The organism is Streptomyces sp. F001, assembly GCF_004187715.1.
In the GTDB taxonomy this organism is placed as follows: Bacteria; Actinomycetota; Actinomycetes; order Streptomycetales; family Streptomycetaceae; genus Streptomyces; species Streptomyces flavusporus.
In genome coordinates, this window is record NZ_QZWF01000013.1 from 155,679 (window position 1) to 178,884 (window position 23,206).

Here is a 23,206-nt window from a genome sequence, read left to right on the forward strand (position 1 = left end):
GGGAGCGGTCGGCGGTGCAGCCGGATGGACAGGCTCGTTTCCCAACTTCCTTATTCCACGTGCCCGTTCTGATCGGCCAGCTCCCTCGGCGTGAGCGGATTCATAGCGGTCACGTCACGCGGGGCGATGGACAGGCCCTGCCAGTGGACCGGCATGGGCTGCTGGTCCTCGTCGCGCGCTATGTGGTGGAAGCCGATGTTCACCCAGACCACGGGGTGTTTGAGGGCCTGTCCGTTCACCCACCTGTCGACGGACTTTCCATGGCCGGCGCCGCAGTTGGGCAGGTTGTCGCTGGCGAACTGCTCGCACTTGTTGTACTCGGTGAAGTACACGTCGTGCTTGGTGTAGCCGCGCCCGGGGTACGTGGCGCTGGGGCCGGGGACGATCTCGTACGAGCGGTCGTGACCGTCCTTGTTCTTGCCGGTCGCGCTGACGACCCGCCACCAGCGCATGTTCCTGGCGTCGCCCGCGAGTTCCTTGGTGACCGGGGTGCGGGTCGTCTTGTTGCTCGGTGCCGGGCGGCCCGCCGCGGGCGCGCTGACCTTGGAGTCGTACTGCTCGATCTTCCCCTTGGATGAGCCGTCGAGGTTGAAGTTGAGCCGCCAGAAGACGTTGTGGCTGTGGCTGGTGGCGTAGTCCTTGGCGCCCTTGCCGATCGGCCAGCCGCGACCGTCGCCGGCGTCGTAGTCCTCGGGGGCGAGGGTGCCGGTGGCGCCGACGTTCATGTTGATCGTGCCGTCGTCCTGGAAGCGCCACTCGGTGATGTACTCGTACCAGCCGACCTGGTTGACGGTGTAGACGAGCAGGTCCTTGCCCTGCTTCTGGAACACCTTGTTCGCCGCGTCGCCCTGCATGCGGTAGGCGTGGCCACGCGAACGGGTCGTGGTGCACAGCCCCTTGACGTTCTCGCGGGAGGGGTCCCAGGCCTCGGGGACCCGAACGGTCTTGATCGTGCCGCCGGGGCACTCGCCGGGCGCCAGGTCCATCAGGCCCTGACCGAAACCGGCCTGGGTGAGGTCGCTGTACTCGTTCTTGCCGTCGTCGTACGGCACGTGGATCTGCCCGAGCTTGGCGGTGGCCAGCACCTTGATGGGCCGGGACTCGCCCGGCGGCTGGTACGAGATGTGCTCCAGGACGAGGCCGGCCTCCTTGTGGTAGCGCCAGCACATGCGCCAGGTGGTGCCGGTCGAGAGCTTCTGCTCGATGCGGTACGCGGCGCTGCACTCGGCCGCCGGGGCCGGGGCGGCCTTGGGCTGGGCCGCGGCCGGACCCGCCCCGGTCGTGGTGCCGGCGGCCAGCCCGGCCACGGCGAGGGCCAGGGCCGTCCGCCTGCGGGCACGGCTGTTTCTGATCACGGGCATGACGAAGTGACTCCCCTGCGGAAGGCTTGCTCCATGGAGCAAGTTGGAAAAGTGGACTGGCTTTCGGCGCGAGCGCGGCGGCTCAGCGGTCGAGCTCGGCCACCTTGCGGGCGCTCAGATCGATCACCAGGGAACGGGCGTCGATCCACGACCCGTTCTTCACCTTGGGGAACAGCCGCACACAGCGGTGCTCGCCGCACTGGTCGAGTGCGGCGGGCTGGGCGCCGGGCGACGCCCGGTAGACCATGCTGTTGAGCAGCAGTTGGTCGGGCGAGGTGAGTTCCCTGCCGGTGGCGTCCTTGTAGTCCGCCTTCAGGCCCGCGCCCAGTGGATCGGCGATCAGCAGCCGGGCGGCCTCGGTGGCCTCGGCGCGGGTCAGCGGCGGCTGGACGCCCTGCTGGGTGCCGGTCCGCTCGACCTTCCCCGTCTCGAGATTGACGGTCCTGGTGACGAGCGTGTCGTGACGGTAGTCGTAGAACGTGGCCTCGGCGCGCCGGGGCGCGTCCGGGTCGTCCAGCTCGCCGGCCTCCGGGTCCGCGAGGTCGACACCCAGTCGCTGCGGCCCACGGCCCCCGTCGACGTCCTCACCGGAGGTCCGCAGCTGCCGGCTGAGGGCGATCCGCTCGACCTGCTCGATCTCGTCGTCGGTGAGCGGGTCCCGGCCCGTGCCCTTCTCGCCCTCGACCGGGGCTTCCTCCACCACACCGGGCGGAACCGCTGCCTGGCCCTGCTCGCCGGGCCCCTGGGCCGCCTGCTGGGCGCTCTGCCCGCCGGCCGTCCCCCCGGACGTGTCGTCCGCTCCCGCCGTACCGGGCAGCGTGACGCCGACCATCACGGCGGTACCCGCCACCGCAATGGCCGCACCGGCCACCACCTTGCCCAGATGGCGGTGCACTATCTTGCGCACATTTTCCCCCTACTCCCCCTGACTCCTCGGGAGTACGTGTTTGCCCCACTGGTTCGGCATACCTGGGTATGCACTGGTCGATCGGTAAGAGGGCAGTAAGCCGGAGGGGGTTCCATCACTTTCGGGGAGACTCGGTGTCAAGGCGGCCCCACCGGGGCGGCACACCTGGAAGAGTCGTGTCCATGCAGGTCTGGCCTGGAGAGGCATATCCGCTCGGCGCCACCTACGACGGCGCCGGCACCAATTTCGCGGTCTTCACGGAGGCCGCGGACCGAGTAGAGCTGTGTCTGCTGCACGACGACGGCTCCGAGACGGCGGTGGAACTGCGGGAGAGCGACGCGTTCGTGCGGCACACGTACCTGCCCGGCGTCATGCCGGGGCAGCGGTACGGCTACCGCGTGCACGGCCCGTACGCCCCGGAGCGGGGTCTGCGCTGCAACTCCGCGAAGCTGCTGCTCGACCCGTACGCGCGCGCGATCAGCGGCTCGATCGAGTGGGGCGAGGAGGTCTACGGCTACCCGTTCGGCGCACCCGACCGGCGCAACGACCTGGACTCCGCCCCGCACACCATGTCGTCGGTCGTGGTGAACCCGTACTTCGACTGGGGCGACGACCGGCGGCCGCGCACCGAGTACCACCACACGGTGATCTACGAGGCCCATGTGAAGGGCCTGACGATGCGGCACCCCGGGCTGCCGGAGGAACTGCGCGGCACCTATGCGGCACTCGCCCATCCGGCGGTCATCGAGCACCTGACCGGGCTGGGCGTGACCGCCCTGGAGCTCATGCCCGTACACCAGTTCGTCAATGACCACCGTCTGGTGGACATGGGCCTGAACAACTACTGGGGCTACAACACCATCGGCTTCTTCGCCCCGCACAACGCGTACGCCTCCTGGGGCGACCGCGGGCAGCAGGTCCTGGAGTTCAAGTCGGCGGTGCGCGCGCTGCACGAGGCCGGGATCGAGGTCATCCTGGACGTCGTCTACAACCACACCGCCGAGGGCAACCACCTCGGTCCCACGCTGTCCTTCCGGGGCCTGGACAACCCGTCGTACTACCGTCTCGCGGACGACCCCCGCTACTACATGGACACCACCGGGACCGGGAACTCCCTGCTCATGCGGTCCCCGCACGTTCTGCAGCTGATCATGGACTCGCTGCGGTACTGGGTCACCGAGATGCACGTCGACGGCTTCCGCTTCGACCTCGCCGCCACACTGGCCCGCCAGTTCCACGAGGTGGACCGGCTGTCGTCGTTCTTCGACCTGGTGCAGCAGGACCCGGTCGTGTCGCAGGTGAAACTGATCGCCGAGCCGTGGGACGTGGGCGAGGGCGGCTACCAGGTGGGCAACTTTCCGCCCCTGTGGACGGAGTGGAACGGCAAGTACCGCGACACCGTACGGGACCTGTGGCGGGGCGAGCAGCGCACGCTCGCGGAGTTCGCCTCCCGGCTCACCGGCTCCTCGGACCTCTACCAGGACGACGGCCGCCGCCCCCTCGCCTCCATCAACTTCGTGACCTGCCACGACGGCTTCACCCTGCACGACCTGGTCTCCTACGACCACAAGCACAACGAGGCCAACGGCGAGGACAACCGCGACGGCGAGAGCCACAACCGGTCCTGGAACTGCGGCGCGGAGGGCGAGACCGACGACCCGGCCGTGCTGGAGCTGCGGGCCCGGCAGATGCGGAACTTCATCGCCACGCTGATGCTGTCCCAGGGTGTGCCGATGATCAGCCACGGCGACGAGTTCGCCCGCACCCAGCGCGGCAACAACAACGCATACTGCCAGGACAGCGAGCTGTCCTGGGTGGTGTGGCCCGAGGACGGCAGCGACCTGTTCGACTTCACGCGCGCGATGGTGTGGCTGCGCAAGGACCACCCCGTCTTCCGCAGGCGGCGCTTCTTCCACGGGCGGCCCGTGGAGGGCACCCACGACGACCTGTCCGACATCGCGTGGTTCACGCCGGAGGGCCGGGAGATGACCCAACGGGACTGGGAGTCCGCCCAGGCGTCCGCGCTGACGGTGTTCCTCAACGGCAACGCGATCTCCGAGCCCGGTGCGCGCGGGGAACGCATCACCGACGACTCCTTCCTGCTGATGTTCAACGCCTCACCCAAGGCGCTGGACTTCGTCGTGCCGGTCGATCACGGACACCAGTGGCACGTCGTCGTCGACACCGCCCGACCCGACGCGGTGCCGCCCGGCACGGACGCGAAGGTGGCTGCCGGCGACCGTCTGACACTGCCGGACCGCAGTCTCACGGTGTTGCAGCGGCCCGCCTAGGTGTGGACTCGAGAGAGCCCCGCTGCCGCGCTCGTCACTCACGCGCAGGGGACGATGACAGGAAACCCGGCGGGGCGGGTACGTAGCTTTCCATGACACCTGAGCGTCCTGACCCGGTGGTGCCCACGGCCACCTACCGGCTGCAGCTGCAGCCCGAGTTCCCGTTCGGGGCCGCGGCGGCGGCCGTGCCGTACCTGGCCTCGCTCGGCGTCTCGCATCTGCACCTCTCCCCTGTCCTGGAGGCCGTACCGGGCTCACTGCACGGATACGACGTCGTGGACCACGCGCGCGTGCGCGCCGAGCTGGGCGGCGAGGACGCACTGCGCGCGCTCGCCCGCACCGCGAAGGAGCACGGCCTGGGGCTGGTGCTGGACATCGTGCCGAACCACATGGCCATGGCCCCGCGGCACAACCGCGCCCTGTGGGAGGTGCTGCGGGAGGGACCCAAGTCGCCGTATGCGCGGTGGTTCGACATCGACTGGGAGGCGCAGGGCGGTCAGGTGCTGCTGCCGGTGCTCGGGCAGCCGCTCGGCGCCGAGATCGACCGTCTGGAGGTCGACGGCGACGTCCTGCGCTACCACGACCATGCCTTCCCGCTGCGTGAGGGCACCGAGGAGCTGCCGGTGCCGCAGCTCCTGGATGCACAGTGGTACCGCCCGGTGTGGTGGCGGCTGGCCCGTACCGAGCTCAACTACCGGCGTTTCTTCAGCATTTCGGAGCTCATCGGGCTGCGGGTGGAGGTACCGGAGGTCTTCGAGGCCACACACGCCAAGATCCTGCAGCTCCTGCACGACGGTGTGGTGGACGGGCTGCGTATCGACCACCCCGACGGGCTCGCCGATCCCGACGCCTACCTGCAGCGCCTGCACGAGGCGACCGGCGGCCGCTGGACGGTCGTGGAGAAGATCCTCTCCGACGGGGAGCACCTGCCGGCCTCCTGGCCTGTCGCGGGCACCACGGGCTACGACGCCCTGCGGCACGTCGACGGCCTGTTCACGGATCCCGCGGGCGCCGGGGAACTCCTCGGCCAGTACCGGCGGTTCGCCGCCCCCCAGACGGACCGGGGCGGGAACTGGGAGGCGACGGTGCGCCGCGCCGCGTACCGGGTGCTCGAGCACGAGCTGGCCGCCGAGGTGGACCGGCTGACCCGGGTGGCGAGCCGGCTCTGCGTCACGTCGCCGGATCCCGCGCTGCGCGACCGCGCGCCCTGGGCGCTGCACACCGCCCTGCGGGAACTGCTCGTGCGGATACAGGTCTACCGGCCGTACGAGTCCGGCGACGCCGCTTCCGTCGTCACCGAGGAGGCCGCCGCGCAGGCCCGGGCGGCCTTCGTCGTGCCCGAGGAGGCCGGTGCGGTCGACGTGGTGCGCGGCCTGGTGCTCGGGCGCCACGGTGACGGTCCGGACCATCTGGAGTTCCGCGCCCGGTTCGCGCAGACGGCATCGGCGCTGCGCGCGAAGTCCGTGGAGGACACTGCGTTCTACCGCTATGTGCCGCTGTTGTCGGCGACCGAGGTGGGCGGGAATCCGGGGAGCCCCGCCATGCCTCCGGAGGACTTTCACGCCTACTGCGCGCGCGTGCAGCGCGACTGGCCCGGCACCGGGACCGTGGTGTCCACACACGACACCAAGCGCAGCGCGGACCTGCGGGCGGCGCTGGCCGTGCTCACCGAGTGTCCGCAGCTCTGGGCGGACACGCTGGCCGAGGTGACCCGCACGGGCGAGGGCGTACCGGACGCCCAGCTCGCGTGGGCGGCCTGGCAGACGGTGTTCGGACTCGGCCCGGCGGATCCGGACCGGGTGCAGCGGGCGCTGCTCAAGCACATCCGGGAAGCCGGGCTGTACACGAGCTGGACGGAACAGGAGCCCCCGTACGAGGAGGCGGTGGCGGCGTTCGTCGCGGCGGGGCCGTGCGGGGCCCCGGGCGAACGGGTGCACGCCCTCCGCGGCACGCTGGAGCCGCACATCCGGGCGAACATGCTCGGCACCGCGCTGGTCCACCTGACGATGCCGGGGGTGCCGGACCTGTACCAGGGCACGGAGGGCGAGTACCGCGCGCTGGTCGATCCGGACAATCGCCGGCCCGCCGGGTTCCCGCCCGGGGACCTTGGCGACAAGGGGGCGGTGACCGGGGCGGCGCTGCGGCTGCGCAGGCGGCGGCCGGAGGTGTTCGGGGACGCGGCCACGTACGCGCCACTGCCCGCCGAGGGGCCCGCGGCGTCCCACTGTGCGGCGTACGTGCGCTCCGGGGAGGTCGTCACCGCCGTCACGCGGCTGTCGCTGCGGCTGGCGGAGGCGGGCGGCTGGCGTGACACGCGGCTGACGCTGCCGCCGGGTCGCTGGGCCGACGTACTGGCTCCGGAGCGGGAGTTCACCGGGCACGCGCGCGTGGACGACCTTTTCGCGCCACTGCCGGTCGCCCTGCTGGAGAGGGTGGGCTGAAGGGCGCGGGGAGCCGTGGGTCCGGCGCCGGAGCCGTTGGCACGGCCGGTGTGCCTCCGGGAGCCCCCTGGCGCCTCCCCGCGGCGTCCTTGACACCGCACGGAGACCGTGCGGTACTGCGGGTGCGAAGCCGGGCGGAAACATGACGGGGGTGAGTCTCCTGCCGGAGCTGCGCTACCCCACCGTGACCGAAATCGTGTCGTCCGCCCGGGCGTTGGCCGCTCAGCACCCCCGCTTGTGTGTCCTCCGGCAGGTCGGCGTCTCCCGCGGCGGCCGCCCCCTGCGTCTGCTGTCCGTCGGCCGCGCCCCGCGCGCCGTCCTGGTCGTCGCGGGCGCCCACGCGAACGAGCCGACCGGGGGCTCCACACTTCTCACGCTCGCCGAACGGGTCGTGCACGAACGCCCGTTGCGCTCCGGTGTGTCCTGGCACTTCCTGCTGTGCGCGGACCCGGACGGGGCGAGCCTGCACGTGACGCCGGCGCCGCGCAGCCTGCTCGACTACCACCTCGGCTTCTTCCGGCCCGCGGGCCCGGAGCAGCCGGAGTGGTCGCCGGCCGTGCTGCCGCCGGACCGGTTGCCGCCCGAGACGCGTGCCCTGACCGGGGTCATCGACGAGCTGCGCCCGTACCTCCAGGTGACCCTGCACGGGACCGACCTGGGCGGCAGCTGGGTGCAGTTGACGAAGGACGTCCCGGGCCTGGCCGAGCCGTTCGCCAAGTCGGCGGCGGAGCTGCACATTCCGGTGGAGACGGGCGCTTCGGACGCCGCCGGCTGGCCCGCGGCGGGCCCGGGGGTGCATGTGATGCCGGGTCCCGGTTCGGGCGCGGCGTACCCGAGCATGCCGGACGACGCACGGCGCAGCACCTGGTACCACGTGCACCGCTACGGTGGTCTGACCGCGGTCGTGGAGGTGCCGATGTGGGCGAGCGACCTGGTGGACGACCCGGCTCCGCATCCGGCGCCGGCCGCGGCGATGCGCCGCCTCGCGAGCCGGCTGCTGCGGGACACCCTGGAGGTGGAGCGGGTGCTTGACGAGGCGCAGCCGCGTCTGGAGGGTGTCGACGGGCCCCTGTTACGGGCCGCGAGGTGGGCGCTGGAGCTGGTGCCGGGGCTGGCCGCGGACTGGAGGCACACACCACCCGCCGACCACACGCGCGCGTATGTGGGCAGCGTCGACGCGTTCGCCCGCCGGCTGCCGCTGCGTGCCGCGGCGATGCTGTTGCGGGTCCTTCAGGAGAACGACGACCGCGCGGCACCACGCCTCGAGCGGCTCGTCGCGATGTGGAGCGACGCCTTCGCCGAGCGTTTCCGCGCCCGCTGGGTGCCCTTGGAGCATCAGGTCGAGCACCAGTCCCGCACGGTCGTCGCGGCAGCCCTGCACGCGCGCGAACGATCGGGCTGAAGCCCAGGGCCTGTTGCGAGAGAGGCGCCTGCCGCGCGACGCCTCTCTCGCAACAGGCCCTGGCCGCCGAAGCGCCGCGACGCCGCTCCACGCGCGCGTGCCGGGTTTTCCCCCCGGCGTCAACGGTCCTGCACGAACACCGCACCGGTACGGGCCACCAGTGCGCAGGTGTTCGCGAACGTCTCCCGGTACTCGATCGGCCGTCCTTTCCACCGTCCGCGCGCGTGGGCGGTCACGGGCGCGTAGACCATCGGGCAGTAGCCGTCCTTCAGGGGGATACGGCCGATGTCGCCGTCCACCGCATCGAGCTGGTTGCAGGCCTCGGCGGCCCGTCGGTGTCCCTGGGGCGGGTCGCACCGCAGCAGGGTGCTTCGTGGTTCGCCGGACCGGGCGTCGCCCCGGGTGACCGTGAGGTAGAGCCAGTCGCCGGTGCGGGCCTCCTGGACCGTCCCCTGTGCGGGCGTCACGCCGACGACGAGCAGTGCGGCCGCCGCCGGCAGAACGCCCCGTACTACGTTCGCTGTGAGGATGTGCGTCATTCCCGATGCATCGGCACGACCGGCTCGGGTCCCCAGCCCGGATCACCCGAACGGGAGGTCGCGGACGCGTGCCGCAGGGCCAGTTCGAACGCGTCGAGCACCACCTGTGACTGGTACTCGACCTGGCGCTGCATGGGGATCCAGCGGGCCCCGCAGTCGTCACGGTAGTCGGCGCACCACGCGTCGACGAGCGGGTCCAGCTCCGGGAGCACACCGGCCGGGTCGTCACCGGTGGCGGTGGCGAGCTGGTGCAGCAGTCCGGCCGTCCGCAGGGCGAGGCGCCGCCCGGCGATGCGCAGGGCGGCCAGGTGGGCGCTGCTGAGCGGCGGCAGCGGGCGCGCCCGGTCGCCCAGGTCGGGGTCCCAGGCGTCGGCGAGTCCGGGGCAGACGAGCAGGTAGTCGTCGACCGGCGCCAGCAGGCGTGCGGCGTCCGGGAGCGCGGCGGCATGCGGGCGCACGCGCGCGAGGAGCCGCCGCAGCAGCAGGGTGTCGTGGCGCAGCGTGCGGCTGACGGTGCGCAGCGCCCCGTCCGGGTCGGCAGGCACGGAGCCGTCCTCCACGGCCGCCACGCCCCACATGGGCGCCTCCACGACGGCCGTGACCGTGCCGTGCCGGTGCGGGTGGTACCACGTGGACTCGACGGCGGCCTCGGTGATGGCCGCGGCCAGATCGCCCCGGCGCGGCGAGGGGATCCGGTAGACGGCGGGTCCCAGGCTCGGCCAGTACAGGGTGTCGTAGGCACCGAGTTCGCGCGGGATGCCGAAGCGGGCCGCGGCGCGGGCCACGCGTTGGGCGAGGCCGGGCAGGTCGCGGGTCAGCTCGACGAAGCCGCCGCCGATGTCGACACCGTGCAGGGAGCCCTGGAAGAAAGGTTTCAGTTCGTCCTGGAGGGCGAGCAGGGCACGCGTCTCCGGCAGGACGGCTCCGTCCGCGCCCTCGGGCAGCCATTCGGGCTGTTCCAGGAAGCCGGGGCGGAAGAAGTGCCGGAAGTACTTCTCGAGGCTGTACGGGCCCGCCAGCCAGTTCTCGTTGCGGCGCAGTCCGTCGGGGTCGAGGCACAGCAGCAGGTTCCAGGTGACGTCGGCGCCGTCGGTGAGGCTGCGGTCGGCGAGCACCTGCCCGGCCAGGCGCAGGGCGGTGGCGCCGCCGACGGGCTCGTTGGCGTGCGGTCCGGCCACGACCAGGGCCTGACGGCGGCCGTGGCCGAGGGACAGCAGGTGCAGCGGGGTACCCGCGCGGGAGACGCCGATGCGGCGCAGCCGGGCGGTACGGGGGTGGCGGGCGACGAGGGCGGCCGCTCGTGCACCCAGCTCGTCGACGGTCGGATAGCGGAGGAGTGGCGGCAGGGCACACCTCCGTGGTGCCGTCGGTTCACCTGATGTGTGTGGTGTACGCACAGTCAGTCACGAGTTCAGGTGTACGTCAACACCGCGCCCCGCCAGCCCGCTTGGGGGTGGCTGAACAGCGGCGACGGGCCCGATCAGCTCACCGCGAGCCGGAAGGCCATCTGCCCGAAGCCGACCTGGTCGCCCTCGCGGACGACGGCCGCGCCGATGACCCGCCGCCCGTTCACCGTCGTCCCGTTGGTCGAGCCGAGGTCGCGCAGCACCCACATGCCGCCCTGGCGGCTGAGTTCGGCGTGCACGCGGGAGACCGTCTCGTGGTTCAGCCTGAGTCCGCTGCCGGGGTCCCTGCCTATGCGCAGCGGCCGCCCGGCCGCCGGGTGCGGCAGCAGCAGCTTGGGCAGCCGCTCGGCCTGCCAGGCCCGGCGCAGCCGCTCGGTGAAGCCGGACACCGCCTCGACGGTGCCGAACACCACACGGGACAGGCGTCCCTCGGTGGGCAGGTCGGCGGTGAGGACGGCGAGCTCGTCGGAGCGGCGGGCGGCGAGTGCCAGTTCCATGCGCCGGATGAACGTGTCGTGCGAGAGACGGCCCATGGCGACGCCGTCACGCAAGCGCTTCAGTGCCTTGTCGCGCTCGGCGTCGGAGAGCCGCGCGGGATAGGTCGGGAACTCGAAGGACGACGTCACGCTCGTGATTGTCGGTCAGTGAACCCCCGGTGTCCAGAAACCGAGGAAACGGTCGGCACCCGCGCGTACCTGACGACACCCGCCGCAAAAGGAGGTATTCACAAGCGGATTGATCGTGTTTGAAGCACGATGGTCGGGCTACATCACGGTGAGCAGACGAAGGGGAACCGTCCGTGCAGTTCGAGGTGTGGGCACCACAGGCCGGCCGTGTGACGCTCCATTGCGACGGCGCCACGCGCGCGATGGAGCGGGATCCGGAGCGAGCGGGGTGGTGGACCGGGGAGGCAGAGGCCCGCGACGGTACGCGGTACGGCTTCGCGCTGGACGACGGGCCGGTACGGCCCGATCCGCGTTCGCGCCGGCAGCCGGACGGCCCGGACGGCCTGAGCGCGGTGGTCGACCACGGGCGCCATGGATGGCGCACCGAGTGGTCGGGCCGCCCGCTGCAGGGTGCGGTCCTGTACGAGCTGCATGTGGGCACGTACACGCGCGAGGGCACCCTGGACGCGGCTGCCGAGCGGCTCGGACATGTCGCCGAACTGGGGGTCACACACGTCGAGTTGATGCCGCTGTGCCCTTTTCCCGGGCGGCACGGCTGGGGATACGAGGGCGTGTCGCTGTGGGCGGTGCACGAGCCGTACGGCGGGCCCGAGGCGCTGAAACGGTTCGTCGACCGGGCGCACGAACTCGGTCTGGGCGTGGTCCTGGACGTCGTGCACAACCACCTCGGTCCGTCCGGGAACCACCTGCCCGAGTTCGGGCCCTACTTCACGGACAGGCACCACACTCCGTGGGGCGTCGCCGTCAATCTGGACGCTCCCGGGTCGGACGAGGTGCGGGCGTTTCTGGTCGGCAGCGCGCTGGCGTGGCTGCGCGACTACCGGCTCGACGGACTGCGGCTGGACGCGGTGCACGCGCTGGCGGACACGCGCGCGTGCCACTTCCTGGAGGAGCTGTCGACCGCGGTGGACGCTCTCGCCGCCGAGACAGGACGCCCGCTGTTCCTCGTCGCCGAGTCGGAGCTGAACGATCCACGGCTCATCACGGCCCGCGAGGAGGGCGGGCTGGGGGTGCACGCGCAGTGGAACGACGACTTCCATCACGCCCTGCACACCGCGCTGACGGGCGAGTCCCAGGGCTATTACGCGGATTTCGCGCGCGCTCCCCTCAAGGCGCTCGCCAAGACGCTGACGGGCGGTTACTTCCACGACGGCACGTACTCCAGCTTCCGGGGCCGGCGTCACGGGCGTCCGCTGGACCGTACACGCGTGGCCGCACACCGGCTGCTCGGCTACAGCCAGACCCACGACCAGGTGGGCAACCGCGCCCAGGGAGACCGCCTTTCCGCCACCCTGTCCCCCGGGTTGCTGGCCTGCGCCGCCGCGGTGACACTGACCGGCCCCTTCACGCCGATGCTGTTCATGGGTGAGGAGTGGGCGGCCGGTACACCCTGGCAGTTCTTCACCGACCACACCGATCCGGCGCTCGCGGAGTCGGTACGGCGCGGCAGGCGGCGGGAGTTCGCGGCGCACGGCTGGGCCGAGGAGGACGTGCCCGACCCGCAGGACCCGGCGACCCGGGACCGCTCCTGCCTCGACTGGTCCGAACCCGAAAACGAGCCCCACGCGCGCGTACTGGCCTGGTACCGACGGCTCATCGCGCTCCGGCACGAGCAGCCGGACCTCACCGATCCCGACCTCTCCGACATCAAGGTGGCCTACGACGAGGAGGCGCACCGGCTCGTCTTCCGGCGCGGGGACATCTGCGTGGCCGTGAACCTGGGCAAGGAGACGGCCGCGATCCCCCTGGGCACCCGCCCGGCCCAGGTACTCGCCGCGTGGGAACCGGTCGGGCCCCCGGACGGGGAAGGTGTGCTGCGCGTGCCCGGGGAGTCGTGCGTGGTGGTGGCGCAGCCGTGAGCGCGGCGCCGGTCCACGCGCGCGTGCCACGCGGCTGACAGCGTCGTACGGGCGCGCGGGCGTGCCAGACGGCTGAGGGCGTCGTACGGGCGCGCGCGGCGCCCGTCATGGCCTGCCCGCGCGGGCGGCGCTACAGCGCGTCGTCCGTGGCGTCCTCGCGCAGTTCCGTCACGCGTTCCAGGAGGATCGCCTCCCAGGCGTGGCGCAGATGGGTTCTCAGGAGGGCCGGCGGGTCGTCGCCACGGCCGGCGAGGCGCTCGGCGAGCCGTACGACGCTGTCGCAGCGGGCGAGCCACAGACCGCGCAGACAGGGGCGGGCGCCGTATCCGGCGAGGGTGGCGCCTCGCACGGCGGCCGGGGAGCCCACGGCGCGGGCGAGTCCGGCGATGTCCTCGGCGGGGTCGCCGACGACCGCGTCGGCCCAGCCGAGGACGCCGCGCACCCGGCCGTCGGCGCCGACCACGAGGTGGTCACCGGTGAGGCCGTGGTGGACGAGGACCGCGGTGCCGGGCTGCGCCGCGAGCTGGACCGCCGCGGGACCGGTGAGCTGACGCAAGAGCCCGGCGTCGAACTCGTCGGCCGCGGCGAGGCGCTCGGCGGCGCGTCCGGCGGCCCGGCGCAGGGCCTCCAGGGAGCGCGGGGAGACGCGCGGCACACCGAGCGCCTCCGCCTGCCGTACGGGCACCTCGCGCAGCCCCGTGAGCAGTCCGGCCAGATCGGCCTCGCCGACGGCGGACACGTCGTGCTCCGCGGCCGAGCCGCCGGGCACCTTGATGTCCAGCGTGTAGGTGAGCCCCGGCGCCCACTCGCCGTGCGCCACACTGACCGGCACGGCGACCGGGACGTGCGGGCGGACGAGGTCGCGCAGCCGCAGTTCGCGGCGCTGCTGCGCGGCGGCCTCGCGGTCGGGGGCGAGGCGCAGCACATGGCGGGTGCCGACCCACCAGGTGGCGTGCCCGCCGGTCCCGGTGACCGGCCGGACCTCGGGGCCGACGGCGCCCGCGCCCTCCTTGAGCAGGGAAAGGACCAGCCGGCGGACGGTGTCCGCGGTGGGTGTCGGTGCCTGGGTCATGGTCGGACCGTCGTCACTCGGGTTCGTACGGGGGGCTCCTGGGCTGGGGTCAGTCCACTATGACCAGCTCACGCGTGGTGTCGTTGAGGCGTCGGCCGCCGTCCTCGGTCACCGTCACGATGTCCTCGATGCGCACGCCGAAGCGGCCCGGCAGGTAGATGCCCGGCTCCACGGAGAAGCACATCCCGGGGACGAGGGGCTGCTCCTCGCCCTCGATCATGTACGGGGGCTCGTGGGTCGTCACGCCGATGCCGTGGCCGGTGCGGTGGATGAAGTACTCGCCGTACCCGGCGTCGGCGATGACCGCGCGGGCGGCCCGGTCGACCTCCTGGCAGGCGGCTCCCGGCCGCACCGCGCGGAAGCCCGCCTCCTGGGCCTCGCGCACGATGTCGTGGACCCGGCGCTCCTCCTCGGTCGGTTCGCCGACGTGGACGGTGCGGGAGGTGTCGGAGCCGTAGCCGTTCTTGAGACCGCCGAAGTCGAGGACGACCATGTCACCGCGTTCGATGACGCGGTCCCCCACCTCGTGGTGCGGGTTGGCGCCGTTCGGACCCGAGGCGACGATGGTGAAGTCGACCTGGGCGTGCCCGAACCGGCGCAGCAGACCGTCGAGGTCGCGGGCGACGTCCGACTCCCGGCGGCCGGCGAAGGAAACCTTCCGGATCTCCTCGTACGTGGCGTCTGCGGCCGCTCCCGCGGCCGCCAGCAGCTCCAGCTCCACCGCGTCCTTGACGGCGCGCAGCATCGGCAGGGCTTCGGTGAGGGAGGCGTAGGAGCTGCCGGGCAGCGCCTTCTGCAGGCCCAGCAGATGCATGGCCCAGGCGTTGTCGCTGACACCGAAGTGTCCTGTGGCGTCGAGCAGGGCGGCGGTGGCGGCGTAGGGGTCCTTGCCGTCGGTCCAGTCGCGCAGGCTCAGGGCGGGCGCACCCGGGGCCTTGGCGGCGTCCGGGGCCTCGAGAGTGGGGACGACGAGGACGGGATCCTGCCCGGCGGTGAGGACCAGGAGGGTGAGCCGTTCGGTGGTCGCGGTGGGTGCGTAGCCGGTGAGCCACACCAGGTCCGGTCCCGGCGCCACCAGCAGCCCGGCGAGCCCGGCGTCCGCGGCCGCCCGCGCGGCGCGCTCCATGCGGGCCCGGTAGTCGTCGGCGGTGAAGGGCGCAACCGTACTGCCGGTCATCCGGTCCTCCTTGAGCCGTGCGGGTGCCACGGGCAGCATCCTGCCCGGCCGGAGGGGGCCGCGCGAGCCGGTGAGCCGGGGTTTCGGGCCGGAAGCCGGCCACGCCCGGCCCACCCGCTGATGCTTTCACATTGCCCACCCATTTCATCTAATGCTTAGATGCAGCCATTCCATTAGTCCGCGCTCCAGGGAGGTCCCACCCGTGCTCGTACTCGCCCACATCAGCGATCTGCACCTGGACGGAAGCCCACGGGCGACGGAGCGCGCCGAGCGGGTGCGCGACCGGTTGTGGGGACTGCCGGGTCACGTGGACGCGCTGCTGGTGACGGGGGACATCGCGGACCACGGCACGGAGGCGGAGTACGAGGAGGCCGCCCGCATCCTCGGCCTGGACACCGGCGACGCGCCGTTCCCGGTGCTGACCTGCCCGGGCAACCACGACCGCCGCGAGCCGTTCCGCAAGGCGCTGCTGGGGCGGCCCGCGGCCCAGGGACCGGTCAACGGCGTGCACGTCTTCGACGACGCCGCCGTACTGATGTGCGACTCCAGCATCCCCGGCAGCGACGAAGGGGCGCTGGACGACGAGACGTACGACTGGATCGAGGCGACGCTGAACGAGCTCGACGCAGCCGTTCCGGTGCTGCTCGCCTTCCACCACCCGCCCGTCGCACTGCATCACCCCCTGCCCGACTCCTACCAGCTCCGCGAACCGCACCGGCTGGCCGCCCTCATGGAGCGCCGCCCCGAGATCGCCGGGCTCGTCACGGGGCATGCGCACACCCCCGCGGCCACCGCGTTCGCCGGACGGCCCCTGGTCGTGGGTCCCGGGGTGACATGGACGCTGCGGCTGCCCTGGGAGGGCGAGCAGGTCGCCGACCGGGACGCGCCGGCCGGGCTGGCCTTTCACGTCCTGGACGACTCGGGGCGGCTCACCAGCCACTTCCGGGTGGTCACGTGATGACACCGGGCACTACCGTCAACTGCTGGTAGCCACCGCTTTCATGACGTACCGTCACATCGACCGCCACCCCTGGCCGTGCCGCACCCACCGCACGGGCCAGGTCCGACGCGGACTCGACGGGAGTGCCGTCGAACGTGAGGAGTACGTCTCCGCGCACCAGGCCCGCCGCGAAGCCGGGCCCCGGGACGTGGACCCCCACGACCATGGCGCCGGACTTCTCGGCGTCCACGACCTCCACGGCCAGGGTCGCCCCCGCGGGCGCCGATGGTGAGGGGCTCGGCGCGGTGGTCGGCATGGACGGGCCCGGGCGGGACGAGGCGGACGGGCCGACACGCGCCCCCGGTGCCGCGGGCCCGGCCTGCCCCGCCTGTCGCCGGAGTTCGGCGACCTTGCTCATGCCGATCACCGTGGCGCCCACCGTGCCCAGTCCGACGCCGGACAGCACCAGCACCGTTCCGATGAAGAGGCCGAAAAGCAGGGTCGTGAGCCGTCGGCCGCGACGGCGCGCGGCGTGCGGCCGCCGGCCGGGGCTCGATCCGCTGCCGCCGCCCGGCTCCCGACCGGGCATCGGCTTGGGACGCAATGCAGTCTGTTCCATGGTTCGCCTCCGGTGGTGCACTACCCGGCGCACCGGCGCGCAACGAGCCACGAACGAGTGAGACTGACCCATGGTCAAGAACGGGAAGCCATAGTGGCTCACCCCCGTGCGGTCAACGCCTCCACGACCGCTGCCGCCGCTCCCCGCGGCGAGCCCGCGTGCACCAGCTCCGTGCGGTGGACGACCCGCGGCTCGGTGACCGGGACGGCGACCGTGCCCGCCACCGCCTCTCCCGCCGAGCGGGGCAGCAGGGTCAGGCCGTGGCCCGTGGCGGCCAGGGCGGTGAGGGTGCGGACGTCCGTGCCGTCGTAGCGCAAGGACGGGGCGGAAGCCATGGCCACCGTTCGCGGCCCGGAGGTGGGCCAGCGGCAGCCCTGCGTCGGGGGCGTCGAGCTGGGGGCACCTCCCACGCCCTCAGGGCAGTGGGGGAGGGCGTCGGCGAGGTCGCCCAGGCGCAGGCCGGAGCGCCGGGCCAGCGGGTGCGTGGCGGGAAGGAGGACGCACACGGGCTCCTCCCCACGCCGTATGTGGTCAGCGGCGCCACGTCGGGCAGCCGCAGCGGATCGCTGGGGGCGGCGAGGCCGTCGACCAGGCCGAGGCCCGCCTGGAACGCGATTCCGGGCAACTTCCTTACGCTGTCAGCATGTTGGGATCCCTGCGGGACATCCTGGCGGACCCGGGTGACGACTCCTTCCGGCACTGGCGCGGCGTGAACCTCGGCCGCTTCATCGCCGAGGAGCACTACGCCCTCACCCGCGCCCTGGCCGACGCAGGCCTCCCCGCGGACGCTCGTACGGTCCTCACCGCCGCCGACGCGATACTCGGCGAGCTCTCGGAGAACGCCGCGAACGGCGCCCGGGAGCTCGCCGAACAGACCGCGGAGCGGGTACGGGAGGTCAGCTGACCGGCAGGGCGGGCGGCCGGTCCGGGAGGAAGCCGTGGGCGCGCCGGGCCAGCCAGTCGGCCTTGTAGCGGTCGACCTCCCGGTGCCAGTTCAGGATGCCCGCCATCCAGTTCTGCAGATCGGCCACATAGCCCTGCATGATCGCGCGCGCCTCGTCCGAGAGGTCGAAGTCGTCATACACGACGGGCAGTTCCTGCGCAGCCACGTGCTGGAACTGCTGCATGCGCTGGGTCATCAGGTCGTGGACGACGCCCAGCGCGGCCGGGTAGTCGCAGCCGAAGAAGTTCTGGACGACAAGGATCGCGTTGTGGATCTCACCTTCGTACTCGATCTCCTTCTGGTAGGAGAAGACGTCGTTGAGCAGGCAGGCGTAGTCGACGGCGGCGTTCTCCAGGGAGCGGACGGAGCCGCTGCGGTAGACCTCCAGCGGTACGGCGGGGCCGTGGCCCATCCGGCACAGGCTCATGGTGAGGTCGGCGCCGAAGGTCTCGCGGCGCATCTCCAGGTAGTCGACCGGGTCGGGGATGCGGTTCTGGAGCTGGTTGGACAGCTCCCACACCCAGCTCCGGGTCATGACGTCCACCGCGGACTTCAGGGTGCACCGTTGCTCGGAGGTCATTCCCGCCGTCGTCCGGGCCCACAGGTCGATCAGTCCGCGCTCCATGGCGTTGGCCGGGACCGGGGCCTCCTCGCCGTCGACGGGCATGCAGGCGGACAGGCGTGCCGTGGTGAGACGGGCGGCGGCCAGGTCGCGGCGGTGGCCGTAGACCAGCGGGTAGTAGTCGTCGCCGTACGTGCCCCAGGCGAGCCACTGCGCGCTGAGGCCGAGGGCCTCCGGGGCCGCGTCCGGATCGATGCCCGCCGAGCACAGAGCGAGGTCGTAGGCGCGGAGCTTGTCCAGGTCCCAGACGCCCTCCTGGAGGATGCCCATGCGCTGCGCCCAGCCGGTGAGGCGGTGGCGGGCGTCGTCCAGATGCGGGCTGAGCTCCACCTGGAAGGGCATGTGGAAGTCGGGCAGCAGGGACGGGCCGACCTTCTGGAACGGCACGTGCGTATAGGCGCGAAGCCTCCCCCACTGCCTAAAGGGCGTGGGAGGTGCCCCCATGGCGCCGGCCGCGGCGAGCAGTGCGCCGACGTCGGCGGCGGACGTGCCGGGGCCGGTCGGACCCTGCCAGGGCGAAGTGGCACGGGCGCGTTCGTTCATATACCGGCTGGAGCGCATATGCCATTCGTGGCCACCGGACTGCCAGTCCTGCAACCCCTTGGTGTACGCGGCGACCGCGGCGACCTCCTTGGGGGTGAGGCCCTTCTCCAGGGCCAGTGCGGGCACTTCGGTGAGGGCGGTGTGCTCGAACTGGTGCAGCCGGGAGGTGAGGATGTCGTTGACGGTGTCGGCGGCCTCCTGGGTGGTGCAGCCGAAGAAGGTCTCCAGGACGAGCACGCCGTTGCTGAGTTCCCCCTCGTCCTCCACCTCGCGCTGGTAGGAGAACAGGTCGTTGCGCAGGTGCACCGCGTCGGAGAACGTCTCCATCAGCACCCTGAGCGGCCTCGACCCGGCGACGGACGCGGGCACTTCGGCCGTCGCGTACTCCACCAGCCCCGACGACCAGGGCGCGCCGCCGACCTTGCGGCGCATCTCGACGTATTCGACGGGGTTGGCGATCCGGCCCTCGTTGATGTTGGACAGCTCCCACAAGGATTCGTTCAGCAGGTGCTCGGTGGCCACGGCGAACCGCCGCCGCCAGTCGACGGACATGGCGGGCACCGTGCGCGCCCACAGGTCGGCGAGGCCCGCCTCGACCGGGTTCTGCGGCTCGGGCACGGGTGTCGACAGGTCGAGCGGCATGAACAGCGGAAGCCGGTCCAGGTATGCCTTGCCGCCGGCGCGGTCCCGGCTGCGTTTGAAGGTTTCCAGGAAGTGGTCGTCGAAGAAGAAGACCCACACGTACCAGTCGGTGATGAGCGAGAGGGCCTCGGCGTCGCAGTCGGGGTGGGTGTAGGCGCAGAGCAGGCCGTAGTCGTGCGCGTCGAGGTCGGCCTGCTCCCAGATCCCGGAACCCTCCAGCATGCCCATCTCGCGCGCCCACCCGGTCGAGTGGGCCCGGGCCTCGTCGACATGGGGGTTCAGCCGCGCGGGATACGGCATGTAGAAGTGCGGGAGTTCGAAGGGCTGCTGCGTCATGGCCGGGCCCTACCCGTGGCCCGCCGGGGGCATCCGCGGGCCCGGACATGATCACCTCATCGCGTGAATCGGGGCCGTCGGAGCGTCGGGCGTGGGCGCTGTGGAGGCCGCGCTGGGCTGAGCCCCCTGACATGCTGTTCGAGACGATCCGCGAGGACCTCGGCTACCTCCCACAGCCACCTCTGATCTGGTGAATTACCCGCGAAATCAGCTAGGTTGCCACCACTTCACCCGACCTCCACAAGGGAGCGGCAGCCATGAGCCGGCGGCAGAAGGCTGATGCACCCTGAGATCACCGTCGTCCGGGCTGACTCCGCCTGCCCCGCAGGTGGGCGGTGATCACGCTGATGACCCGCCGCCTCACCCGCCTCCCTCCAAGATGACGGACGCTTCGGCCCGGCCAAGGGCCTGCCGTGTGCGGGGGTCCTCGGGTTCACTCTGTAACGCTTTTCACGCCTCGTTCCAAGAACAAGTGAAGTGCCTTTGAAGAACTCCGATGAACCTCCGAGAAGGAGGACCGGGGGAGCCTGGACGAGAAGGAGTCGCCTGTGGATGGCGCGGAACGGTTACGGGGTGGGCCCGCCGCGGCGGTACGGAACCCGCAGCTCTTCGAGGAGTTCTATCGGCGTCACGTGGACGCGGTGATGCGTTTCGTGGCCCGGCGTGTCGACGACCCGCACACGGCGGCCGACCTGACGGCCGAGATCTTCCTCGCCGTCCTCGACTCGGCCCACTCCTACCGCCCGGGTCTCGGCAGCGAGACGGCCTGGCTGTACGGCATCGCGCGCAACGTCGTGTCGTCGGAGCGCCGCCGGGTCGCCCGAGAGGCCGAACGCGATCTGCGCTTCTCCGGACGGCGATTGCTGGAGGCCGACGACATCGTCCGCCTCGAGGACAAGCTCGACGCGGAGAGCCCGGGTCGCCGGGCCCTGGCCGCGCTCGCGAGGCTTCCCGAGGGCGAGCGGGCCGTCATGGAGCTGATCGCGGTGGACCAGCTCACGGTCACGGAGGCGGCGGCCGCGCTGGGCATCCGCCAGGTCACTGCCCGGGTCCGCCTGCACCGGGCGCGCAAGGCGCTGCAGGAGGAAGCGGACCCCAAGACCGCGGTGGCGCCGGACGCATCGCTGCTGCACGTCGCGAGGGGAGAAGCATGAGCAGGAGGACGACGTTCGAGGACCGGCTGCTGGATGAGCTGAAGGGGGAGATCCAACTGCGCGAGTCCGGGGCGAGCGGGACGGGGGCGGCTGAGGCCGCAACGGGCGAGGGCAAGGCGAAGGCTTCCGTGCACCGTCTGTTCACTTCGCTCACTCCACGACGGATCGCTGTCGTTGCGGCGGCCTGTGCTGCGGCGTGGCTCGCCGCGGTGGTTGTGCCCGGTTCGCCGGCCGACTCGACGGCGTACGCGGTGGAACGCCACGGTGACGGCAGTGTGACACTCACCGTCAAGGAGCAGAGCATCAGTGTCGACGCCCAGTACGAACTCGCGAGGGAAGTACGCCCGTGGGGCATTCAGGTGACCGTTGACGTGCTCGCTCCCGGCTACGTCTGCGAGCGAAGCAAAGTCACCTTCCCGGGCGCCGCGATTGATGAACACGGCAATCGTGTACCGATCATCCCCATTCAGTCCAGCTGGGACATCGCCCTGCGCCGGGGCAACGTGCTGGCCTTCGAGAACACCCGGGGCAGTTCCCGGCCGCGCGCGGTCGAGTTCTACGAGGCCAAAAGCGAGGCCGAACCCTGTGTTCCGATGAAGGTCGCCCTGCTGGACAGGCCCTAGCCGACGGATTCACCGAAGCTCGTCCACACCCGGGGAACCGGACTTCCGCGGGCCGCCAGGCAACCGGCAGGCGAGGGGACCGGCCCATGATGCACGGTCAGCCTGCAGCCCGGGTGATGGGCATGTTCGCCCCCTTGGACCAGGCGCAGCCATGAACATCACAGGGGTGATCACGGTATAAACCACCTCATCAGGCGCGTCCTGTCTTCCGCCAGCCTGCGGAGGCATTTTCGACGGCCGGATCAAAGGCTTGGCGATCTCCCCTGCCCGTGCGGACCGCTCCGGCAGCCGCCCCACGACAAGCCCAACGAACCCCTCACCGAAGAGGACGCCGTCTACACATGGAACCCCCACCCCTCGTCCCCGACCCACCAAGCCAGCCACTCTCAGTAATTTCACCATTACCCAAAGCCGTTTCGGCAGCCGGTCCGTCGCGGTTGGGCTGGCTGGACGCGTTGCGCGGCCTCGCGGCACTCGTCGTGGTGTTCGACCACTCCTCGTACACCTTCATGGCGGAGTTCCGGCGGGAGCTGATGCCGCAGTTCAACACCAGCCGGTACGGCATCATGGTGTTCTTCCTGGTGAGCGGCTACATCATCCCCGCGTCGCTGGAGCGCCGGGGCTGCGTCCGGACGTTCTGGATCGGACGGACCTTCCGTGTGTACCCGCTGTGGGCGGCTGTCGTCATGATGGTCGTTGCCGTCGACTTCTTGGGCATTGCGGAGATGCGTGACTTCGGTCAGCAGAGCGCTGCCACGGTGGCTGTCGCCCACGTCACCATGCTCCAGGAGTTGCTGGGGACGCCCAATCTCCTGCTCATCCTGTGGACACTCTCGTACGAAATGGCCTTCTACCTGTTGGTCGTCGCACTCTTCACGGTCCGCCGGCACCAGCGGTCGGCAGCGGTCGCCGTCACCCTGGCCGTGCTCGCCGCCGTGAGCGCGACGGCAGGGATCGTGCTGCCGGCGTCCGCCCTCTCCGGCATGGTCGGCACCGGCCCGCTGATCGCGCTCGCCTCGATCGCCATGGTGGTCGCCATCTGCTGCGCGAGCAGCAGATCACCCGTACTCCGGGTGTTCGGGGGCATGTTGGGCGGGGTGCTGGCGCTCGTCCTGGTCCCTCTCAACGGCACGGTCCCCCTGTGGGAGGGCCTGGTGATCCTCGCCGTCATGTTCCTCGGCACCGCCGTCTACCGGGCCGAACACGATCAGAGCACCTGGTGGCATGCGGCGGGCACAGCTGCCGTAGTGGTCATCTGCGCCGTAGGAAGCGCGTACTGGCACGGCGACGGCTCCCACTTCACGCGGCGGGGCTGGATCGTGGCATTCCTGCTGGCCGTGCTCACCTTTGGTGCCGGACTGGCGTCACGCCGTCGGCGGATACCCCGCCCACTGATCGCACTGGGAACGATCAGCTACTCGGTCTACCTGGTGCATCCGGTTCTACTGGCGGTGATCGACGACACGATCGGCCGGTGGCGGCAGGACCATCTCGTACTCGAAGCGACATTCTTCGCCGTGCTGCTGCCGCTATGCGTCCTGACCCACCGTTGCATCGAAGCGCCGTCCCAGGCATGGGGCCGAAAGCTGGCCCGCCGCGTGCAGCCACCGTGACGAACGGCTGTGCCCCACCGCCTTTGCGGT

At 71.5% G+C, this 23,206-nt stretch carries 18 protein-coding genes and 1 pseudogene; 9 read left to right on the forward strand and 10 right to left on the reverse strand.

What is annotated here, in order from left to right; translation table 11 throughout:
- Positions 1–50: 50 nt before the first annotated feature.
- Both StrepF001_RS32655 and StrepF001_RS32660 read right to left on the reverse strand, forming a co-directional pair.
- Entirely contained in the window at positions 51–1,361 is a 1,311-nt protein-coding gene (locus StrepF001_RS32655) for a copper amine oxidase (protein ID WP_129801787.1), read from the reverse strand.
- Positions 1,362–1,443: 82 nt separating this feature from the next.
- Complete coding sequence (locus StrepF001_RS32660; protein ID WP_129801788.1) at positions 1,444–2,268, reverse strand: Tat pathway signal sequence domain protein; 825 nt, start codon at positions 2,266–2,268, stop codon at positions 1,444–1,446.
- Between the two features lie 182 nt (positions 2,269–2,450).
- On the opposite strand from StrepF001_RS32660, the gene glgX reads away from it, so the two are divergent.
- The 3 genes from glgX to StrepF001_RS32680 all read left to right on the forward strand — a co-directional run bounded on the left by glgX (position 2,451) and on the right by StrepF001_RS32680 (position 8,402).
- Positions 2,451–4,559, forward strand: coding sequence for a glycogen debranching protein GlgX (gene glgX / locus StrepF001_RS32670; RefSeq protein ID WP_129801789.1), 2,109 nt, complete (start codon positions 2,451–2,453; stop codon positions 4,557–4,559).
- 92 nt (positions 4,560–4,651) lie between these two features.
- A complete protein-coding gene (treY, locus tag StrepF001_RS32675; protein ID WP_129801790.1) occupies positions 4,652–7,000 on the forward strand; it encodes a malto-oligosyltrehalose synthase in 2,349 nt (782 codons plus the stop codon).
- 151 nt (positions 7,001–7,151) lie between these two features.
- Complete coding sequence (locus StrepF001_RS32680) at positions 7,152–8,402, forward strand: M14 family zinc carboxypeptidase (RefSeq protein ID WP_129801791.1); 1,251 nt, start codon at positions 7,152–7,154, stop codon at positions 8,400–8,402.
- Between the two features lie 119 nt (positions 8,403–8,521).
- Here the strand turns inward: StrepF001_RS32680 and StrepF001_RS32685 are convergent, their stop codons facing one another.
- From StrepF001_RS32685 to StrepF001_RS32695, 3 genes are all read right to left on the reverse strand, one after another.
- Positions 8,522–8,941, reverse strand: a complete 420-nt coding sequence (locus StrepF001_RS32685; protein WP_129801792.1) for an SSI family serine proteinase inhibitor — start codon at positions 8,939–8,941, stop codon at positions 8,522–8,524.
- Positions 8,938–10,287 carry a M14 family zinc carboxypeptidase gene (locus tag StrepF001_RS32690; RefSeq protein ID WP_240797786.1) on the reverse strand — a complete coding sequence of 450 codons (1,350 nt, stop codon included), beginning with the start codon at positions 10,285–10,287 and terminating at the stop codon, positions 8,938–8,940. The genes StrepF001_RS32685 and StrepF001_RS32690 overlap by 4 nt, the downstream gene beginning before the upstream one ends.
- A 134-nt stretch (positions 10,288–10,421) precedes the next feature.
- Positions 10,422–10,973 carry a DUF1707 and FHA domain-containing protein gene (locus StrepF001_RS32695; RefSeq protein ID WP_129801794.1) on the reverse strand — a complete coding sequence of 184 codons (552 nt, stop codon included), beginning with the start codon at positions 10,971–10,973 and terminating at the stop codon, positions 10,422–10,424.
- Between the two features lie 173 nt (positions 10,974–11,146).
- Between StrepF001_RS32695 and treZ the strand changes: the two genes are divergently transcribed.
- A complete protein-coding gene (treZ, locus tag StrepF001_RS32700) occupies positions 11,147–12,892 on the forward strand; it encodes a malto-oligosyltrehalose trehalohydrolase (RefSeq protein ID WP_129801795.1) in 1,746 nt (581 codons plus the stop codon).
- Between the two features lie 130 nt (positions 12,893–13,022).
- Here treZ and StrepF001_RS32705 read toward each other — a convergent pair whose 3' ends face one another.
- Complete coding sequence (locus tag StrepF001_RS32705) at positions 13,023–13,964, reverse strand: aminoglycoside phosphotransferase family protein (RefSeq protein WP_129801796.1); 942 nt, start codon at positions 13,962–13,964, stop codon at positions 13,023–13,025.
- 49 nt (positions 13,965–14,013) lie between these two features.
- Positions 14,014–15,141 (reverse strand): aminopeptidase P family protein, encoded by a 1,128-nt coding sequence (locus StrepF001_RS32710; RefSeq protein WP_129801797.1) that lies wholly within the window; start codon positions 15,139–15,141, stop codon positions 14,014–14,016.
- A gap of 202 nt (positions 15,142–15,343) precedes the next feature.
- Here StrepF001_RS32710 and StrepF001_RS32715 point away from each other — a divergent pair, with 202 nt between their 5' ends.
- On the forward strand, positions 15,344–16,099 hold the full coding sequence (locus StrepF001_RS32715) for a metallophosphoesterase (RefSeq protein WP_206307010.1): 756 nt from the start codon (positions 15,344–15,346) through the stop codon (positions 16,097–16,099).
- Here StrepF001_RS32715 and StrepF001_RS32720 read toward each other — a convergent pair.
- Positions 16,092–16,700 (reverse strand): PDZ domain-containing protein, encoded by a 609-nt coding sequence (locus StrepF001_RS32720; protein WP_129801799.1) that lies wholly within the window; start codon positions 16,698–16,700, stop codon positions 16,092–16,094. The two genes, StrepF001_RS32715 and StrepF001_RS32720, sit on opposite strands and share 8 nt — an antisense overlap.
- Before the next feature lie 98 nt (positions 16,701–16,798).
- A pseudogene (locus StrepF001_RS32725) lies at positions 16,799–17,403 on the reverse strand (LysR substrate-binding domain-containing protein); the annotation flags it as partial.
- Between StrepF001_RS32725 and StrepF001_RS32730 the strand changes: the two are divergent.
- A complete protein-coding gene (locus tag StrepF001_RS32730) occupies positions 17,344–17,604 on the forward strand; it encodes a hypothetical protein (protein ID WP_165396420.1) in 261 nt (86 codons plus the stop codon). The pseudogene StrepF001_RS32725 and the gene StrepF001_RS32730 sit on opposite strands and share 60 nt — an antisense overlap.
- Here the strand turns inward: StrepF001_RS32730 and cyc2 are convergent.
- Positions 17,597–19,786 (reverse strand): germacradienol/geosmin synthase Cyc2, encoded by a 2,190-nt coding sequence (cyc2, locus tag StrepF001_RS32735; RefSeq protein WP_129801801.1) that lies wholly within the window; start codon positions 19,784–19,786, stop codon positions 17,597–17,599. The two genes, StrepF001_RS32730 and cyc2, sit on opposite strands and share 8 nt — an antisense overlap.
- A gap of 548 nt (positions 19,787–20,334) precedes the next feature.
- Here cyc2 and StrepF001_RS32740 point away from each other — a divergent pair.
- The 3 genes from StrepF001_RS32740 (at position 20,335) to StrepF001_RS32750 (ending at position 23,176) form a co-directional block, all read left to right on the forward strand.
- Positions 20,335–20,940 (forward strand): RNA polymerase sigma factor, encoded by a 606-nt coding sequence (locus StrepF001_RS32740; RefSeq protein ID WP_129801802.1) that lies wholly within the window; start codon positions 20,335–20,337, stop codon positions 20,938–20,940.
- The gene (locus StrepF001_RS32745; RefSeq protein ID WP_129801803.1) at positions 20,937–21,563 is read left to right on the forward strand and encodes a hypothetical protein; all 627 of its coding nucleotides are present in this window, start codon (positions 20,937–20,939) and stop codon (positions 21,561–21,563) included. The genes StrepF001_RS32740 and StrepF001_RS32745 overlap by 4 nt, the downstream gene beginning before the upstream one ends.
- A gap of 437 nt (positions 21,564–22,000) precedes the next feature.
- A complete protein-coding gene (locus StrepF001_RS32750) occupies positions 22,001–23,176 on the forward strand; it encodes an acyltransferase (RefSeq protein WP_240797783.1) in 1,176 nt (391 codons plus the stop codon).
- Positions 23,177–23,206 lie beyond the last annotated feature (30 nt).

Coding starts and splice junctions, on each gene's coding strand:
- cyc2 (WP_129801801.1), bottom strand. CDS start 19,786: ATGACGCAGCAGCCCTTCGAACTCCCGCACTTCTACATGCCGTATCCC.
- StrepF001_RS32655 (WP_129801787.1), bottom strand. CDS start 1,361: ATGCCCGTGATCAGAAACAGCCGTGCCCGCAGGCGGACGGCCCTGGCC.
- StrepF001_RS32745 (WP_129801803.1), top strand. CDS start 20,937: ATGAGCAGGAGGACGACGTTCGAGGACCGGCTGCTGGATGAGCTGAAG.
- StrepF001_RS32730 (WP_165396420.1), top strand. CDS start 17,344: ATGTTGGGATCCCTGCGGGACATCCTGGCGGACCCGGGTGACGACTCC.
- StrepF001_RS32705 (WP_129801796.1), bottom strand. CDS start 13,964: ATGACCCAGGCACCGACACCCACCGCGGACACCGTCCGCCGGCTGGTC.
- glgX (WP_129801789.1), top strand. CDS start 2,451: ATGCAGGTCTGGCCTGGAGAGGCATATCCGCTCGGCGCCACCTACGAC.
- StrepF001_RS32685 (WP_129801792.1), bottom strand. CDS start 8,941: ATGACGCACATCCTCACAGCGAACGTAGTACGGGGCGTTCTGCCGGCG.
- StrepF001_RS32710 (WP_129801797.1), bottom strand. CDS start 15,141: ATGACCGGCAGTACGGTTGCGCCCTTCACCGCCGACGACTACCGGGCC.
- treY (WP_129801790.1), top strand. CDS start 4,652: ATGACACCTGAGCGTCCTGACCCGGTGGTGCCCACGGCCACCTACCGG.
- StrepF001_RS32720 (WP_129801799.1), bottom strand. CDS start 16,700: ATGGAACAGACTGCATTGCGTCCCAAGCCGATGCCCGGTCGGGAGCCG.